Here is a 16315-nt window from a genome sequence, read left to right on the forward strand (position 1 = left end):
AAGGCAGATGGCCGGAATGACTTCGGACGCCGATGATGCAAGCCTCGGCACCAACAAGAGATACCACGACGCGATCGTGCACGCGCTGGGTGAGCGGATCGTCGGTGGCGCACTTGCGGCCGGAGCCTCCATCGGAACGGAACAGGAGCTCTGCGATCATTTCGGGACATCGCGTACCGTCATCCGGGAAGCCATCAAGATCCTGTCGGCCAAGGGCCTTCTCGAAAGCCGCCCGAGAAGCGGCACCAGAGTGACCGATCACTCGGAATGGCTGCTGCTTGACCCGCAGGTCCTCGCATGGAGGCTCGGCGCGGAAAACGGCAGCGAGAGGGCACGTATCGATCTCTATGAACTCAGGCAATCCTTCGAGCCGGCCGCGGCGGAGCTTGCCGCCGCGCGTGCGACGCCGCAGACGCTACAGAAAATGAAACATGCCTTGCTCGGCATGACCCTCGCCTCGACCGCGGACGAAAAGATCGAGCACGATCTCGCATTTCACACCGCCATTTTGGCAGCGACCGGCAATGCCTTCTATCTGGCATTGGGGTCGCTGATCTCAGTGGGGCTGAAGCATGTGTTCAAGGCGGGGCTGCAACGGACTGCAAAGGAGGACGAACGCTGGATACGCCGTCACCAGAATGTCTATGAAGCCATTGCCGGCGCCGATGGTCCGGGCGCTGCCGAGCAGATGAAGAACCTCCTGCGCGAGGCGCTGGAGGTCCAGAAGCTGGAATTGCCGCAATCCGAAAATTAGAAGCAGATCGGCTTCAGAAAGATCCGAGCCTCTTAGCATGCAAGGCGACAAGTTCCTCGCCGAACGGTGTCGGACGCATGGCAGGCGCGCGATCGCGAACCGTGAGCCCCGCCCGCTCGGCAAACAGCCGCTTGCCGTAGCACATCAGGTGCTCGATCCCCTGCATGACGGCAACGGCGGATGGGAGCATGGCACGATAGATTTCCTCGGCACGGACCTCATTCCCAGCGCGAAAGGCGGTGTATGCGTCGACCGCATAGTCGATGAGATCGGGAGCGAGAATGTAGCCGGCACAGCCTGCCCGCAGCCCGTCAAGCAATTCCAGGCCACCTCGACCGTTGAAAACAGGCACGCCCTCGCCGATCGCCTTCATCAACGCCTTGATCTCGATGGCCGAGCCCTCCGCCTTCAACACCTTTACATTGGGATGGGCAGCGCGCAATGCCGCGAGATCCGGTCCCGTCAGGCCGCGTCCGAGAAAGGCAGGGGCATTCTGGATCGCCACCGGCAGGTTCGTCGCATCCACGACGCGGCCGAAGAAGCCAATATATTCGCCCACGCCGAAAGTGCCGACCGGTGGCGGCTGGAGGATCACCCAGTCAGCGCCAACGGCTTCGGCGTGCCGCACCTGCTCGACCTGCTCGGCAACCGAAGTGCCGAAGATGGTGAAGGCGAGCGGCAGGCGGCCGGCATTGTCCTCGGCAAGCCATTCCATCACGGTCCGGCGCTCGGCGGCCGTCAATTTGAAGACCTCCGTAGCAAGGCCGAGCGCGGCAAGCCCATGCACGCCTGCCGCCACGCAAATCTCGGTCTGCCGCTTCATCGCCGACCTGTCGAGCTTTTCCTCCTTATCGAAGAGCGCGTAGAGGATCGCATGAATACCGTGCAGTTTCTCAGGTTCGAACGCCATCTCGTTTCGCCTTATTGTTTAGAAAGCCGAAGGGCCGGCGCACCTTTGCGGGCGATTGCGATGCCGAGGAGGCCACCCGCGATCAAGGCGGCAGCCACCAGCGTCAGCGCCACATCATAGTTTCCGGTCGAATCCTTGATCCAGCCGATCACCGGCGGCAGGGCGAGGCCTGCGACATTCGCCAGTGCATTGATGAGCGCGATCGATACGGCCGCCGCAATCCCCGAGACGAACTCGGTGGTGACAGCCCAGAAGATCGGAATAACCGCCCAGTTGAGTGCCACCGAAAGGACGAGCAGCAAGTAGGACAGCCGTGGATCGCCGGCATGGGTCGCACCGAGAAGGCAGACACCGGCCAGGGCGAGCGGAAGCCCGAGATGAAACGCGCGCTCGCCGGTTCGATCGGAATGCCTGCCATTGAAGAACATGAAGGTACAGGCAGCCAGAAACGGCACCGCCGAAAGCAGGCTTACCGCCAGATTGCCGCCGCCGGACAGGCTCTTGACGATCAGCGGCATGAAAAGCGTGATGCCGATCGTCCCGAAGGCCTGAAGCAGCCAAAAGACGGCAAGCATCCAGACGCGAGTGTTGGAAAAGGCGGCACTCCAGGATGCATGATGCGGGACAGGCGCCTTCTCCTCCTCGGCGGCGATGGTTCGCTCGAGGCCATCCTGCTGCTTGGTCGTGAGCCATGTTGCGTCTCGCGGGCGATCGGGCAGGAACTTCAACACGACGAAGCCCAACAGGATGGCGGGAATGCCTTCGATCAGAAACACCCAGCGCCATCCCGATAGGCCGAGAATACCGTGCGCATTGAGCAGCAGGCCGGAGAGCGGCAAGCCGATGACCGATGCGAACGCTGCGCCGATATAGAAGAAGGACATGGCGTTCGCCCTGTCGCGCGACGGATACCATTTCGCGAGATAGTAGATGATGCCCGGCGTGAAGCCGGCCTCGGCCGCCCCGAGAAGGAGGCGCATTCCATAGAGCTGATAGGCGCTGGAAATGAATGCCATGCCGGCAGCAATGATGCCCCAGCTGATCATGATGCGGGCAATCCAGCGGCGTGCGCCGAACCGGGCCAGCAGCAGCTGCTCGGTATTTCGAAGACGATATAGGTCGCGAAGAATATGCCGGCCGCCAGCCCGTACATCTGGCTCGTCAGGCCCAGCTCCTCATTCATTCCGAGCGCGGCGACGGAGATATTCGACCGGTCGATGTAAGCGACGAGATAAAGCAGCATCAGGAACGGCAGGATGCGCAGATTGATGCGTCGGACCGCCTCCGCATTGGTATCGAAATTCATTTCCCCCTCCACGACACTCATCGGCACCCTACAAACATCATACCTTTAACATATGATGTTTGTAGGGTGCAACAAGCTATTTGCTTTTGTCACCGCATTCTGGTTGGTCTCGTTGGCGATGGAGGCGAAGGACCGACGCATGACGAAGACAAAGCCGAACAGGACGACAGCCCTCGTGGAGGCCCTCGGCATCCGCATCGCGTCCGGACAGATCCTCCCCGGCGCCTATCTTCCCTCGGAAGGCGAACTGGAGCAGGAATTTGGCGTCAGTCGCACGGTCGTACGTGAAGCGGCGAAGATATTGTCGGCCAAGGGTCTCGTGACCGTCAGGCAGCGCACGGGCACGCGAGTAGAGCCGCGAGAGCGATGGCAATGGCTCGATGGGGAATTGATCGCATGGCTGTCGCGCGGACGGATCTCGCACGATGAGCTTATGGCTTTTGCCGAGGCCCGCAAGATCATCGAGCCTGGGGCCGCCGCGCTGGCGGCATTGCGGGCAACCGATCTGGAACGTCAGGCGATCCTCGACATCTATCGCCGCATGGAACGGGACCAGAAGGACCCGATCGCAGCCGTCGCCGCCGACAAGGCCTTTCACATGTCGATCCTTGCAGCAACGCATAATCCGGTGCTGCAAAGCCTGCGCCAGGCGATCGAATCCATTCTCGATGCCGTTTTCCCGCATACGGTCGGTGCATTTGCGGCCAATCTCGAAAACCACGCCGCAGTTGCCGAGGCAATCGCCGCAGGCGACAGTATCGCCGCCAGACACGCGATGGAGGCTGTTCTCGACCAGACGTCAGGCTTCCTTGGGCACGCGCGGGAGCGGGCGGCATCATAGCCATCAAGATTTGCTCGCCAAAGCGAGGACTGTGAGGACATGGATGACGGGGGAAGGACCGGACCGCGAAAGGGGGTTCGCCCCTCGTAAACGGAACGCTCTCACGGCCGGTCCCATATTTCCTGCAGGCCAGGCCCGCAAGAGGCGGCGCTTTTGCGCGCCCATTGCGGCAATATATTGTCTAACGCTAAAAAATGGAGACCAGACAAAATAGCGCGATATCGGTTCCCATTATCGCCTCGTGCGTAGATAGTGCCCTCGGGCGCCGCCTGTCGTTATCTCTCATTCGGCAAGACACCTCATATGATGACCGCAAGATCGATCCATCGCTCCTCCATAGAGACAGCACGCCTCCGTCTGCGGCCGACATCGGCCGCAGATACGAAACGCGCATCCGAAATTCAGAGCGATTGGGCTGTGACGCGCATGCTGAGCAACGCCTCATACCCGCCGAACGAAAACGATATCAAAGATTGGTTTTCCAGCCATGAGCGCGAATGGGCCGAAGGCTCCGCCTATCGCTTCGCCATCGAACAAGGGGAAAGAATGATCGGTGTCGTCGATGTCGATGGCATTGTCGGCAGCGCGGGCAGTCTTGGATATTGGCTGGAAAGGCAAGCCTGGGGAAAGGGCTATGCCTTCGAGGCGGCGCAGGCACTGATCGGCTTCATCTTCCACGAAGTCGGTCTCTTCAGCCTCGAATCCGGTCACGCATCCGACAACCCGGCCTCTGGACGGGTGCTGACCAAACTTGGCTTCCGCCAAGTCGGCAGCAGGGAGCTTTTCTCGCGGGCGCGCAGCGAAACCATCGTTCAATGCTGCTATGTGCTCGAGCGACAAATACCGTGAACCCACAGCGCGGTGCTAAGCCGCAGTGTCCTTAGAGCTCGATTTCGTAGACCCGCTCATGCGTCGCGACGAAACCCTTGCCTTCCGGCGTCACCCAGCCACGAAACATTCCCGGCGTATTGTAGGGCGCGACGGCAATACCCTGAGCATCTATAGCCACCAGGCCGGCGCCGATCTGATGCGGCGCCAGATCGTGGTTGATCAACCCCTCGGTCGCGGTCGCGATATCCTGCTTCAGATAGGCCATGCGGGAGGCAATCTCGTGTCCAACCACATAGCGGATGAAGAACTCGCCCTTACCCGTTCCAGACACCGCGCAGACGCCGTCGCGTGCATAGGTGCCCGCACCGATGACCGGGCTGTCGCCCACGCGCCCGTCAGGCTTGTTGTTGTAGCCGCCCGTCGAGGTGGCGGCGGCAAGATGGCCGGCGGCATCGAGCGCCACCGCCCCGACCGTACCATGCTTTTCGTTCTCGGTTCCTTCGGTGCCGTCAGCGGCATGGCGCTTCATCGCCTCCAGCGCCTCGACCCGCTTCAGTGTAGTAAAATAGGATTGCGGCTCGATCTGCAGCCCCTTGGCTTCGGCAAAACGATCGGCAGCCGGGCCGGTCAGATAGACGGCACGGCCATCCTCCATCAATGCGCGGGCAGCCTTGATCGGGTTGCGGATCGCGCGAGAGGCGCTGATGGCGCCCGCCTCCAGCGTCGTCCCATCCATGATCGAGGCATCGAGCTCGTGCACGCCGTTTTCGTTGAGCGCTGCGCCATGGCCAGCGTTGAAATGCGGGCTGTCCTCCATGATCACGACAGCTGCCTCGACGGCATCGACCGCACTGTCACCGGCCTGCAACCGTGTATAGCCTGCACGCAAAGCGGCAGCTAGGTCGCGGAGCGCGCCCTCCCATTCCTCTGGCGTCATGCTGTCTTCGGGCATGACACCGCAGCCACCGTGAATAGCCAGCGCAATCTTCGTCATTTTCCACTCCGATCCGGCGCCGGTGCAACCTTTATGCCCAACACCGCTCTCCTCACCAACGCCCGATCACCCTGATCGGGACGCCATTTCAGTTGAAGGCGATATCGCCGATGACCCTTACTCTTACGCGGCGCGCTCCGCCGGGAAGATAGGCAATCGGAATATCCTCGACTTCGAGCGTCTTCACGCTTTCCTGGCTCGCACCGGAAGCAACGGCTGCATCCTGCGCCTCCGCTTCTGCCTTGGCGATGGCTTCGTCGCGGCTCAACCCCGAAAACACCTGGTCGACTTCGCCCGACACCTGCGCCATCGCGGCGCCGAGCGCATTGGCAACGCCTGCATTTTCGACACGCAGAACTTCGGAAGCTCCCGCGATCTTTTCCGGGATCAGGAAGGCGCCGCCGCCGACGGCGATCAGCGGTACGTCCTCTGCCGACGTCTTCATCTGGTCGAAGCTGTCCGTCACCATATCGCGGATTCGTTCAAGGCTTGCCTTAACGAAGGCCGGATCGAGATCGCGAACGCGATCCCTGTCTCCCATCTCGATCAGACCGGCGGCGACGGCGACGTCCGAGGTGGTCAGGGTGTTCCCGCCAAAGACGCGTGCCTCCGTCAGGATGCGATAGCCGACCGAACGCGGGCCGATCTTGCCAGTTTCCGGATCGATGATCGTTCCGCCGCCAAGGGCGATCGGCAGAAGATCGGGCATGCGGAATAGGGTGCGCACGCCGCCGATGTGGACGATATTGTTGGCCTCGCGCGGAAAGCCGCCGACGAGGCAGCCGATATCCGAAGTGGTACCGCCGACATCGACCACCATGGCGTCGCTCAAGCCGGTCAGGAAGGCGGCACCCCGCATCGAATTCGTCGGACCGGAGGCAAAGCTGTGAACCGGATTGGCGGCCGCGACATCTGCCAGCGCCACCGTACCGTCGTTCTGCGTCAGGTAAAAGGGTGCGGCAACACCTGCTTCGCGCAGCGCGTCCGAAAACGCCTGCACCGTGGTCCTGCCGAGCGACTGCAGCGCCGCATTGAGAAGTGCAACATTCTCGCGCTCGAGCAGACCGATCCGACCGAGAGTATGAGACAGCGTGATCCTCGCATCCGGGATCACCGACCGAACGATCTCAGCCGCCTTGACCTCGCATTCGGTGGTCAGCGGCGAGAAGGTCGCGGATATCGCGATCGACGTGATGCCGGCATCGCGGATCTGCATCGCGGCTTCGCGGATCTCGTCGGGGATCATCGGCACGAGCGGGCTGCCGTCATATTCATGACCGCCATGAACCATGAAGATGAGCGGATCGACTGCCGCGCGCAGGTCGTTTGGCCAATCGCACATCGGCGGCAGGGAAGCGCCGGTCGGGAGTGCAATGCGGATCGCAGCCACCCTTTCCAGTCGCGCCCGTTCGACAACCGCGTTGGTAAAGTGCGTGGTGCCGATCATGACGGCATCGATCGGCCGGCTGGACGCGCCGGCATGGCCGGCGACATGGCTCAAGGCCGACTTCACGCCTGACATGACGTCCTGCGTGGTGGGAACCTTGATGGAAGCGATGATCGTCTCACCGTCGATCAGAACGGCATCCGTATTAGTGCCGCCAACGTCAATACCGATGCGTTTCATGCGAATACCGATCTGAATTCAATGTCGTAACCGAAGGCACGAGGACCGACCGCAGCGATCCCGGCAGGCGAGGTCAGGAGTTCGGGTGCCGGAAGAGCCACCACGGTCACGCGCTGGCCGTAACGCACGGATTCCGTGCCGATGGCACTGCCGGAAATCGTGTCGAGCAGGCAAAGGAGATCCGGCGTCATTGCCACCGGCTCGCCATCGCGGAAAGCGACCGCCCATTCATTCTGGAAAGCGAGCTCCATTCGGGAGCCCTTGTCGGTGTCAATGCCCTCGATCACGGTTCGCCCACGAAGGAAGCCGCCTGTGGTTTCGCGCGCCACGTCGATCACCTTGCCGCGAAACAATTGCTTGCCGCCCTCATGATCGAGAACTGCCTTTACCGGATCGTCATGACGGGCACGCGCCTCGATGACGGCGCGGCCAAGCTCTGTAGCCTTCGTTATGGTGTAATGAATGCCCCATTCCTTCACCTCGCGGCCGGTGCGCGGCGCCTTGCAGGTGGCGGCAGTCGAGCCAACCTCCGTGCAGACCTTGCGCGAAATTCGCTCCATCCATTTCCAGGATGCGGCCTTCGTGACGATAACCTCATTCTCGCGTACGTCGACGAGGGAAAGCGGATACATTGGCAGATTGCCAATGGCGAAGGAGGTCATCTGCGCCTCGGGATAGGCGCGTCCCATCGCATCGGCATTGACGACCGGCCGGCCCAGCATCGCGGCGGCGAGAAAAGAGGAGAGCGCATTCGAACCACCGATCTCCACGCTCATGATCGCGCGAAAGGGCTTGCCGAGATAATCCTCCATGACCTCGACGGCGCGCGCCAGATGCACGGGATCGCTGAGACGCTCCTGCCCGACCAGCGGCGCGCCCATCTTCGAGACGACCGCAACCATATCGTCGTCATCGAGCGCCATCGGATCCATCACCTGCACGCGACGCCCCTCGGCATAGAGTCTTCGAAGGTTAAGAGTCGAGATATAGGGATTGCCACCGCCGCCGGTTCCCAGAATCCAGGCTCCCGTTGCGAGCGGCTCGATATTGTCTTCGGAAAATTCCTGAAGCATGTTTCACCTTCGGCAGTAGCTCCCCCGACCCCGAATGGGGCCGGGTCTATGTCATGTGCAGGCGAAGGTCAGTTCGCCTTGCAGTCCCAATGAAAGTTCGAGAAGTTCAGATCCCAGCTCTGCATGGGAATGAACTCATAGCCCTGAAGGCACTTGTTCGCCGCATAGCGCCGGTTTGGCGACACCGCCCATACGTCGGGTTGCAGCTCGGCGAGCTTGACCTGCAGCTCCTTGTAGGTCGCGTTCTGCTCCTTGATATCGGTGGTCGACCTCGCCTTGTCGATCAGCGCATCGACCTCGGGATTCTGCAGCCATTCCATCGACATCCACGTGCCGGAAGCCTTGGAATGATACTGATTATAAAAAATCGCATCCGGCGACGGGTAGTTGGGCGAGATGTTGACCTGTGTCGAGGCCGGCGTGGTCTCGGGTTTGGAGGAGAGCTCGACGATGCGGTTCCAAGGCTCGGGCTTGATGTCGAGCGTGATGCCGATCTGTTCGAGATTGGCCTGCATCAGCAGCGCCACTTCGGATTCGAAAGCGAGCGAGGCGACATAGCTGTTAACCAGCGTGATCTTCTGACCGGCATATTTGGATTTGGCGAGCTCTTCCTTCGCCTTTTCGAGGTCGAAGACGCCGGGCTGGATATCGTCGTTGTGCGCATCCTTGAACACGGTCGAGAGCGGGCCGGTCATGTCGAAGCCCGGATAGATCGCTTCCTGAATGGTCTTGTAGTCGGTGGCATAGGCGATTGCCCGGCGCACATGCACGTCGTCGGTCGGATAGACCTTGCTGTTCAGCTTGATGACGAAGCCGCCGGCCGTCGTCGACTGGAGCAGCTTGTAGCCCGGCATCTTGCCGATGGTTTCATAGGTGTCGTTGCCGAGACCATGCGAAGAAAGTCCGAGCTCACCCTTTTCGGCAAGCGCCTTGACGGTGGCGTCGTCGCTCGTCTGGACGAAGCGCACCTCGTCGATCGGCGTTCCCTTGGTCCAGCCTAGGAAGTAATCGGGATTGCGCGCGATCACCATATCGGCGGAACGATTGTAGCTAACAAGCTTGTAGGGACCCGAGCCGGCCGAATGCTCGCCCACATAGGCTTCGCCCCATTTGTCGTCCGGCTTGGAATTGGCTTCGATCAGCTTCTCGTTCAGCGCCATCATCAGCGGCGTCACGGCCATGAACGGCGAGAACTGGCGATCGAGCCTGACGACGACGGTCTTGTCATCGGACGCGGTGACATTGTCGGGCTGCACGAGGCCGACGACGAGGTTCGATGGCCCCTTATTGATGCCGATCAGGCGCCGGATAGACCAGACGAAGTCGGAGGCCTTGACCGGCGTGCCATCCTGGAACTTGGCGTCATCGCGAATATGGAAGGTGTAGGTCAGCCCATCCTGGGAGATATCCCAGGATTTTGCCAGATGGGGCACGATCTCGCCCGAAGGGCTGACGGTCGTCAGCGCGTCATACATGTTCACGATCGCCATATAGCCTGTGTAGTCTGTGACCTTGGCCGGATCGAGCGAGCTGAAAATCTGCATCGTGTTGACGGCAATCGACACCTTGTCGGCCGCCGATGCAGCAACCGAAGTTAGCGGCAACGCCAAGGCGCTCGCAAGCAGAAGCGTGGAAAGACGCAGATTTCTGGAACCCATCTTCATTCTAGTTCTCCTCTTTGATGCGGGAACTGCCCCGCTTATGGTTAGGCTGCCTTCCGGCCCGGAGCCGGCAGCGGCGAATAGGTGATGTCCGGATAGCCGAAGGCGGCAGGACCGACGACCTCAAGCGCGCGAACGCTGCGCAGCAGCTCGTGGCAGGGAATGGCGACGACGGCGACGCGCTGGCCGTAGCGCAGCATTTCGGTTGTGATCGGATAGCCGGTATCGACATCGAGCAGCACGATCAGATCCGGCACGCAAACCTCGATCACGTCATCGCGGCGGAAGACCAGAAATTCGTTCTGGATCGCCACGTTCGCTGTCTGGCCGTTGCAATCATCGAAGCCGGCGAGCTCCATGTCGCCGACGACGAAGCCGCCGCGCAGATGGCGTTTGAGATCAGTGATCTTGCCGTTGAACACCCGCCGTCCGCCTTCCAGCGCGCAGACGGCAGCAATGGGATCTTCCTGCGCCTTGCGGGCACGGATCACGGCTTCGCCCAGCGCGATCGCCTTGGTGAAGCTTTTTGGAATACCATACTGATGGACATAGTGAGCCTGCATCGGCGCCGTCGCCAGCATGGCGCCGCCGCCCTGCGCGACCACGCAAGCGCGCGCCATGCGCTCATGCCAGACTTCCGATACGGCATGGCTGAAAATCACCGCATTGCCATGCAGGTCGCACATGACGGAAGGCGTCGAGCTGTGACCATAGATCGAAAAGGTCGTCATCTGCATTTCGGGGAATGCCCGACCCATGCCGTCGCAATCGAGGATGGGAAGACCGCCGAGAGCCGCCGTCACAAGCGGGTTCATCGAATTCGCGCCGCCGATCTCCTCGCAGACGATCGCATCGATCGGCGTGCGGATGAGTTCTTCCATGGCACGCAGGCAGCGCAGCCCTTCGCGTCCCTCACGGATGCGTTCGACGCCGACGACCGGTGCGCCGATACCGCCGATCGACATGCAGAGCGCGTCCGTTTCGATGGCGTCGGTCGCCAGAACCTTCATCTCGTAACCGGCCTTCATCGCCTCCAGAGCCAGAAGCTTGCCCTGGTAGGGATTACCGCCGCCGCCGGTGCCTAGGATGCCCGCTCCGATTTCCAAAGCATCGAGATCCTCTGATGTCAGCCGGCGCAGAGCGGCATCATCATATTTCTGCTTGCGCGTCTCAGGCATTATGGCCTCCCATTTCACCGACGACTTTGACGTGAATGCGCGTGGCGTTGCCTGGCAGATAGGCAAGAGGCGTATCCTCGCGCTCGATAACTTCCAGGGTTTCCGCGAGAGCGCCGGCTGCGATCGCCTTTTCGCGCGCCTCCGCTTCGGCTTCCGCAAGCGCGCTCTCGCGCGTGCGGCCATTGACGAGCGAGAAGACGCGATCCGTTTCGCCGCTGATCTGGGCGATGGCGGCGCCGACCGCGTTTGCGACGGCAAAATTCTCAGGCATGATCACTTCGAGATCGCCGATACGGTCGGGCATGAGAATTGAACCGCCACCAACAGCGATGACCGGCACCGGCGTCGAGGAAATTCGACTGCGTTCGACGCAGGCTTCGAGCATGGCGTTGATCTTTGCCACGGCCGCATCGATCAGACCCTTGTCGAGATTGGCAACCAAGGCGCAGTCACCGACGTCGGCCTTGCCGGAGGCAACCGCGATATCGGTTGCGGTCAGTATCGATCCGCCGAAGCAGAGCGCCTCCTTGCGCACCCGATAGCCGACCGACTTCGGTCCGATTGTAATGCCCGCTTCACCCCTGACGACGAGCGAACCGCCGCCGAGACCGATCGAAAAGACATCGGGCATGCGGAAATTGGTGCGAACCTCGCCGATATCGACGGTCGTGGAAGCCTGGCGTGGAAAACCGTGCGAGAGAGCCCCGACATCCGAAGTCGTGCCGCCGACATCGACGACGACGGCGTCCTTGAGCCCGGTCAGAAACGCGGCGCCGCGCATGGAATTGGTCGGGCCAGAGGCAAAGGTCAGCACCGGAAAGGCACGCACGACATCGGCGGCCATCAGTGTACCGTCGTTCTGGGTGATGTAGAACGGGCATGGTATACCAGCCGCCGCTAGCGCCTTGCCGAAGGCTGCAACGGTGCGATCCGCCAGCGACAGCAGGCTCGCATTCATGATCGCCGCACTTTCCCGCGCCAGCAGGCCGTGACGGCCGATGTCCTTCGACATCACCACAGGCAGGCCGGGGCAATGCTGCTGCAGGATTTCCTTGGCCCGCACCTCCATGGCATCGTTGATGCCGCTGAAGACGCAGGTCACGGCGGCAGCCTTTAAACCCTTTGCACGGATTTCACCTGCGATGCGCACGATGGCGTCTTCATCGAGCGGCGAAAGCTCGCGCCCATCGAACTCGTAGCCGCCTTTGACCTGATAGCCGTGATTGCCGACGATCTCGCGCAGATCGTCGGGCCAATCGACCATCGGCGGCAGACCGGCGCCGGACGGCAGGCTCAAGCGGATGGCTGCGACCTCATCCATGTGGCGGCGCTCGATGACCGCATTGGTGAAATGCGTCGTGCCGATCATGACGGCGGCAATACGGGCCCGATCGATGCCCGAGGCATCGATAACCTTCTCCAGCGCCTCGATCACGCCCGAAGTCACATCTTCGGTCGTCGAGGCCTTGACCCCAGCAAGAACGGTCTTTCCCTCCAGGACGACGGCATCCGTATTGGTGCCGCCGACGTCAATTCCAACGCGATACACGTCAGGCTCCTCTTCGATCAATCTGTGGTTTTGACGAGGAAGCGCATGCGCTCCTCCTCGGTCACGACGGGCTTCAGGCGTTCCTCTTCGTCGGTAACGACGGGGATCGCCGCGATCAGCGCGCGCGTGTATGGATGATTGGGGGCGGCGAAGACCTCTGGCGTCGGCCCTTCCTCGACGATCTCGCCGCGCAGCATGATGGCGATGCGCGAGCAGAAATTGCGCATCAGCGAAAGGTCATGCGAGATCATCAGATAGGTGAGACCCAGTTCCTCGCGCAGCTGCAGCAATAGCTCGATCACGGTTTTCTGCACCGACACGTCGAGCGCCGCAGTCGGTTCGTCGAGGATCAGGATCTTCGGCTCGGCCGCGAGCGCGCGCGCAATCGCCACACGCTGCTTCTGACCGCCGGAAAGCTCGTGCGGATACTTTGCCAGATAGGATTGCGGCAGCCGCACGAGATCCATCAGTTGCTTCATCCGTGCCTCGCGGGCCGGCCCATCCATACCTATGGATCTTAGGGGCAAGGCAAGAGTCTCCTGGACATTGCGCTTCGGATTGAGCGATGTGCCGGGGTTCTGGTAGACGATCTGCGTCAGCCGCCTGCCACGCCCTGGTGCCGGCGCATCGATGGTGACGCTGCCTGAGGTCGGACGTGACAGGCCCATGATGATGCGTGCAACCGAGGTCTTGCCCGAACCGGACTCGCCGGCCAATCCGAAGATTTCGCCCTGATGCAACGTCAGGTTCACGTCGCGAACCGCATGGAAGCCTGGCTTCCGGCCATAGATCTTGTTCAGGCCCTCGACCCTGACGATGGGCGCGCCGTCGCTCTGCGACAGATCGGTCACGCGCTCGCCGTAAAGCGGCGGCACGGCGTCGAGGAGCGCCTTCGTGTAGGGTTGATGCGGGGCAGTGAGTATCTCACGGCAAGGTCCCGCCTCGACGATATCGCCGTGATGCATGACCACCACCCGGTCGGCAACTTTGCGCACGACACCGAGATTGTGGGTGATCATCAGAAGAGCCATGTTCTCCTCGATCACCAACTGATTGATCAGATTGAGAATCTCATCCTGGGTCGTCACGTCGAGCGCAGTGCCCGGCTCATCGGCGATCAGAAGCTTCGGCTGGTGCAACAGCGCAAGCCCGATCAGAACGCGCTGACGCATGCCGCCCGAAAGCTCGGACGGATAGGCGTTCATCACTCTCTCAGCGTCAGCAAGCTGCACCCTCCGCAAGACCGCGGCAATTCGCGTCCGCCGCTCGGCCTTCGACGAGCGAATGCCATCACGCTTGTCCGCAAAACGCATGATATCATCGAGATGCGTGCCGATCTTGAAGACCGGGTTGAAGGACGAGAGCGGGTCCTGCATGATCAGGGAAAAGGCGGTGCCTTTCAGCGCCTCGCGTTCCCTTCGCTGCATTTTCAGAACGTCACGTCCTGCGACGGAAATGACGCCGGAGTTGATGGCGGCATTCTTCGGCAAGGTGCCGATGATTGCCTTTGCTGTCACGGACTTGCCCGACCCCGTCTCGCCAATCAGTGCGACGCGCTCCCCAGCAGCGACGGTGAGGGAAATGTCACGGAGCACCTGCCGGGTGCGGCCGTAGGTCGTGAACGAGACGTTCAGAGCCTCGATCTTGAGAAGCGGCTCGCTCATCGCTTAGCTCTCCACATCAAACATGTCACGCAAGCCGTCGCCCAGGAGATTGAAGCCGAGCGTCACGTAGAAGACCGCAGCACCAGGGCATACGACCTCCCACCAGTAATCGGGCATGAACTGGCGACCGTCGGCGACCATGGAGCCAAGATCCGGAATGGGTGGCTTCACACCGAAGCCGAGGAAGCTGAGCGTGGCACCGAACAGGATGACGAAGGCCGCATCCAGCGTTGTCTTGACGGAGATGACCGCCACGCAATTCGGCAGGATTTCGCGAAACAGGATGTGCATCGGCCCGGCGCCGGCAAGGCGGGCGGCCTCGATATAGTCTTCCGACGCGATAGACTTGGAAACGGAGTAGATCAGCCGCGCATGCCAGGTCCACCAAAGCAGCGTGATGGCGATCATCGCGTTCGTCAGGTTCGGCTCGAGCAGGTTCGACACGGCAAGCGCCATGACCAGCGGCGGCATTGCCAGCATCACATTTGTCAGGCCGGTTATGATTTTTTCGACCCAACCGCCGAAGTAGCCGGCGATAAGGCCGAGCACGGTACCGATCGGCACCGAAATGCCAAGCACGCCGATGACCAGAAGCAGTGAAACGCGCATGCCGAAGACCGTGCGGGAAAAGATATCCCGACCGACTTTGTCGGTTCCGAACCAATGAGCGGCATCCGGCGACACGTGCCGAGCGCGGAAATCGACCACGGCGCCGACATGTTTCGGATAGGGAGTAAGCCACGGTGCGAACACAGCCAGCACGAAGACCGAAATCAGGATCAGCGTGCCGATTACCGCGGCCGGATTGCGGCTGAAGCGATACCACATCATGTAACCGGTGCTCAGCGCGCGATCGGATGCATCCAGCATCTTCATATCGGCCATCAGCGTGCCTCCTTGCGGCGTTGGCGCGGGTCGATCATCGAGATCAAGACATCCACCACCAGGTTCGCAACGATGAAAAACAGGCCGGCGACCAGCACCACGGCGGTCACGGCATTGAGGTCCTTTTGCAGGATGGCGTTCAGCCCGTAGGAGGCGAAACCGCCCCATGCGAACACCATCTCGATGACGAAGGCATTGCCGATCAGCGACGCGAATTCGAGGCCCATGATCGTCAACGGCGCGATCGACGACAGCTTGAGAAGGTAGCGGAAAATGATGACCCGCTCCGGCACACCGAAACTCTGCAGGGTCAGAACGTGATCCTTGCGCTGGTTCTCCAGCATGGAGGAACGAGTGATGCGGGTAATCTGGCCGATGCCGGCCATGGCAAGCGCGAAAGCCGGCAGCACAAGATGCTGAAGCGCATCGACAAACACATCCAGACGTCCCGCCAGCAGGCCGTCGATCAACAGAAATCCGGTCGGTCCGGGCTGAAAGCTCAGAGAATGATCAAGCCGGCCGATGATCGGCCAATTCGGCAGACAGCGTGCGGCAAGCAATTGCAGGCTTATCGCAAACAGGAAACTCGGAATGGTCACACCGGTCAAGGACAGGATGCGGCCGATATGATCCAGCGCACGATCCCTAAAATGTGCGGTGACGACACCGAGCGGAATGGCCACCACGAACATGAAGACCACGGAGACGAGAACCAGTTCCACGGTGGCGGGCACCGTCTGTTCCAGATCGGTCGTGACGGGACGTTGCGAGACCAGCGACATGCCCAGATCGCCTTGCAGCGCCTTGCCGACATAGTCGACGTATTGAACCAGAAGCGGCTTGTCCAACCCCATCTGCACACGCAATGCATCGACCTGCCCCTGCGTTGCCGCCGGGCCGAGAGCCATGCGCGCGGGGTCTCCCGGCACGACGCGCGCCAGCGCGAAAATCATGATGGAAAGCGCGATCATGACCAGAACGAAGGTGCCAAGCCGCGTCAGGATCGCGACTAACGGATGTTGCTGCATCGACGGGAGTTTCC

Annotated in this window: 15 protein-coding genes; 3 read left to right on the forward strand and 12 right to left on the reverse strand. The window is 61.2% G+C overall.

Translation table 11 applies throughout. The annotated features are described in order from the left end of the window. The first annotated feature begins 7 nt into the window (after positions 1-7). Positions 8-754, forward strand: coding sequence for a FadR/GntR family transcriptional regulator (locus tag AC13QY_RS00440; protein ID WP_113329324.1), 747 nt, complete (start codon positions 8-10; stop codon positions 752-754). A gap of 13 nt (positions 755-767) precedes the next feature. On the opposite strand, the gene AC13QY_RS00445 is transcribed toward AC13QY_RS00440, so the two are convergent. The 3 genes from AC13QY_RS00445 to AC13QY_RS00455 are packed head-to-tail and all read right to left on the reverse strand — an operon-like array spanning position 768 to position 2970. Beyond that, positions 768-1664 carry a dihydrodipicolinate synthase family protein gene (locus AC13QY_RS00445; RefSeq protein WP_113350867.1) on the reverse strand — a complete coding sequence of 299 codons (897 nt, stop codon included), beginning with the start codon at positions 1662-1664 and terminating at the stop codon, positions 768-770. Between the two features lie 11 nt (positions 1665-1675). Then, the gene (locus AC13QY_RS00450; RefSeq protein ID WP_210248387.1) at positions 1676-2710 is read right to left on the reverse strand and encodes an MFS transporter; all 1035 of its coding nucleotides are present in this window, start codon (positions 2708-2710) and stop codon (positions 1676-1678) included. After that, complete coding sequence (locus AC13QY_RS00455) at positions 2707-2970, reverse strand: hypothetical protein (RefSeq protein WP_210248386.1); 264 nt, start codon at positions 2968-2970, stop codon at positions 2707-2709. The genes AC13QY_RS00450 and AC13QY_RS00455 overlap by 4 nt, the downstream gene beginning before the upstream one ends. Before the next feature lie 139 nt (positions 2971-3109). On the opposite strand from AC13QY_RS00455, the gene AC13QY_RS00460 reads away from it, so the two are divergent. Further along, positions 3110-3811, forward strand: coding sequence for a FadR/GntR family transcriptional regulator (locus AC13QY_RS00460; protein WP_113350866.1), 702 nt, complete (start codon positions 3110-3112; stop codon positions 3809-3811). 303 nt (positions 3812-4114) lie between these two features. Further along, the gene (locus AC13QY_RS00465; protein WP_113329328.1) at positions 4115-4660 is read left to right on the forward strand and encodes a GNAT family N-acetyltransferase; all 546 of its coding nucleotides are present in this window, start codon (positions 4115-4117) and stop codon (positions 4658-4660) included. Positions 4661-4691: 31 nt separating this feature from the next. Here AC13QY_RS00465 and AC13QY_RS00470 read toward each other — a convergent pair whose 3' ends face one another. The 9 genes from AC13QY_RS00470 to AC13QY_RS00510 form a co-directional block, all read right to left on the reverse strand. Further along, positions 4692-5636 carry an isoaspartyl peptidase/L-asparaginase family protein gene (locus AC13QY_RS00470; protein WP_113350865.1) on the reverse strand — a complete coding sequence of 315 codons (945 nt, stop codon included), beginning with the start codon at positions 5634-5636 and terminating at the stop codon, positions 4692-4694. A gap of 88 nt (positions 5637-5724) precedes the next feature. Further along, the gene (locus tag AC13QY_RS00475; protein WP_113350864.1) at positions 5725-7263 is read right to left on the reverse strand and encodes a hydantoinase/oxoprolinase N-terminal domain-containing protein; all 1539 of its coding nucleotides are present in this window, start codon (positions 7261-7263) and stop codon (positions 5725-5727) included. Further along, positions 7260-8336, reverse strand: a complete 1077-nt coding sequence (locus AC13QY_RS00480) for an S-methyl thiohydantoin desulfurase family protein (protein ID WP_113329331.1) — start codon at positions 8334-8336, stop codon at positions 7260-7262. The genes AC13QY_RS00475 and AC13QY_RS00480 overlap by 4 nt, the downstream gene beginning before the upstream one ends. Before the next feature lie 68 nt (positions 8337-8404). Beyond that, complete coding sequence (locus tag AC13QY_RS00485; RefSeq protein WP_145634731.1) at positions 8405-10000, reverse strand: ABC transporter substrate-binding protein; 1596 nt, start codon at positions 9998-10000, stop codon at positions 8405-8407. A 41-nt stretch (positions 10001-10041) separates the two neighbouring features. Further along, positions 10042-11175 carry an S-methyl thiohydantoin desulfurase family protein gene (locus tag AC13QY_RS00490; RefSeq protein WP_145634733.1) on the reverse strand — a complete coding sequence of 378 codons (1134 nt, stop codon included), beginning with the start codon at positions 11173-11175 and terminating at the stop codon, positions 10042-10044. Continuing rightward, positions 11168-12724 carry a hydantoinase/oxoprolinase N-terminal domain-containing protein gene (locus AC13QY_RS00495; protein ID WP_145634735.1) on the reverse strand — a complete coding sequence of 519 codons (1557 nt, stop codon included), beginning with the start codon at positions 12722-12724 and terminating at the stop codon, positions 11168-11170. The genes AC13QY_RS00490 and AC13QY_RS00495 overlap by 8 nt, the downstream gene beginning before the upstream one ends. A gap of 17 nt (positions 12725-12741) precedes the next feature. Further along, positions 12742-14388 (reverse strand): nickel ABC transporter ATP-binding protein NikE, encoded by a 1647-nt coding sequence (gene nikE / locus AC13QY_RS00500; protein WP_145634738.1) that lies wholly within the window; start codon positions 14386-14388, stop codon positions 12742-12744. A 3-nt stretch (positions 14389-14391) separates the two neighbouring features. Continuing rightward, positions 14392-15273 (reverse strand): ABC transporter permease, encoded by an 882-nt coding sequence (locus AC13QY_RS00505; protein WP_113389492.1) that lies wholly within the window; start codon positions 15271-15273, stop codon positions 14392-14394. Then, positions 15273-16301 carry an ABC transporter permease gene (locus AC13QY_RS00510; protein WP_113389491.1) on the reverse strand — a complete coding sequence of 343 codons (1029 nt, stop codon included), beginning with the start codon at positions 16299-16301 and terminating at the stop codon, positions 15273-15275. The genes AC13QY_RS00505 and AC13QY_RS00510 overlap by 1 nt, the downstream gene beginning before the upstream one ends. Between the last annotated feature and the right edge of the window lie 14 nt (positions 16302-16315).

It is taken from the genome of Martinezella sp. CNPSo 3795, from assembly GCF_057784475.1.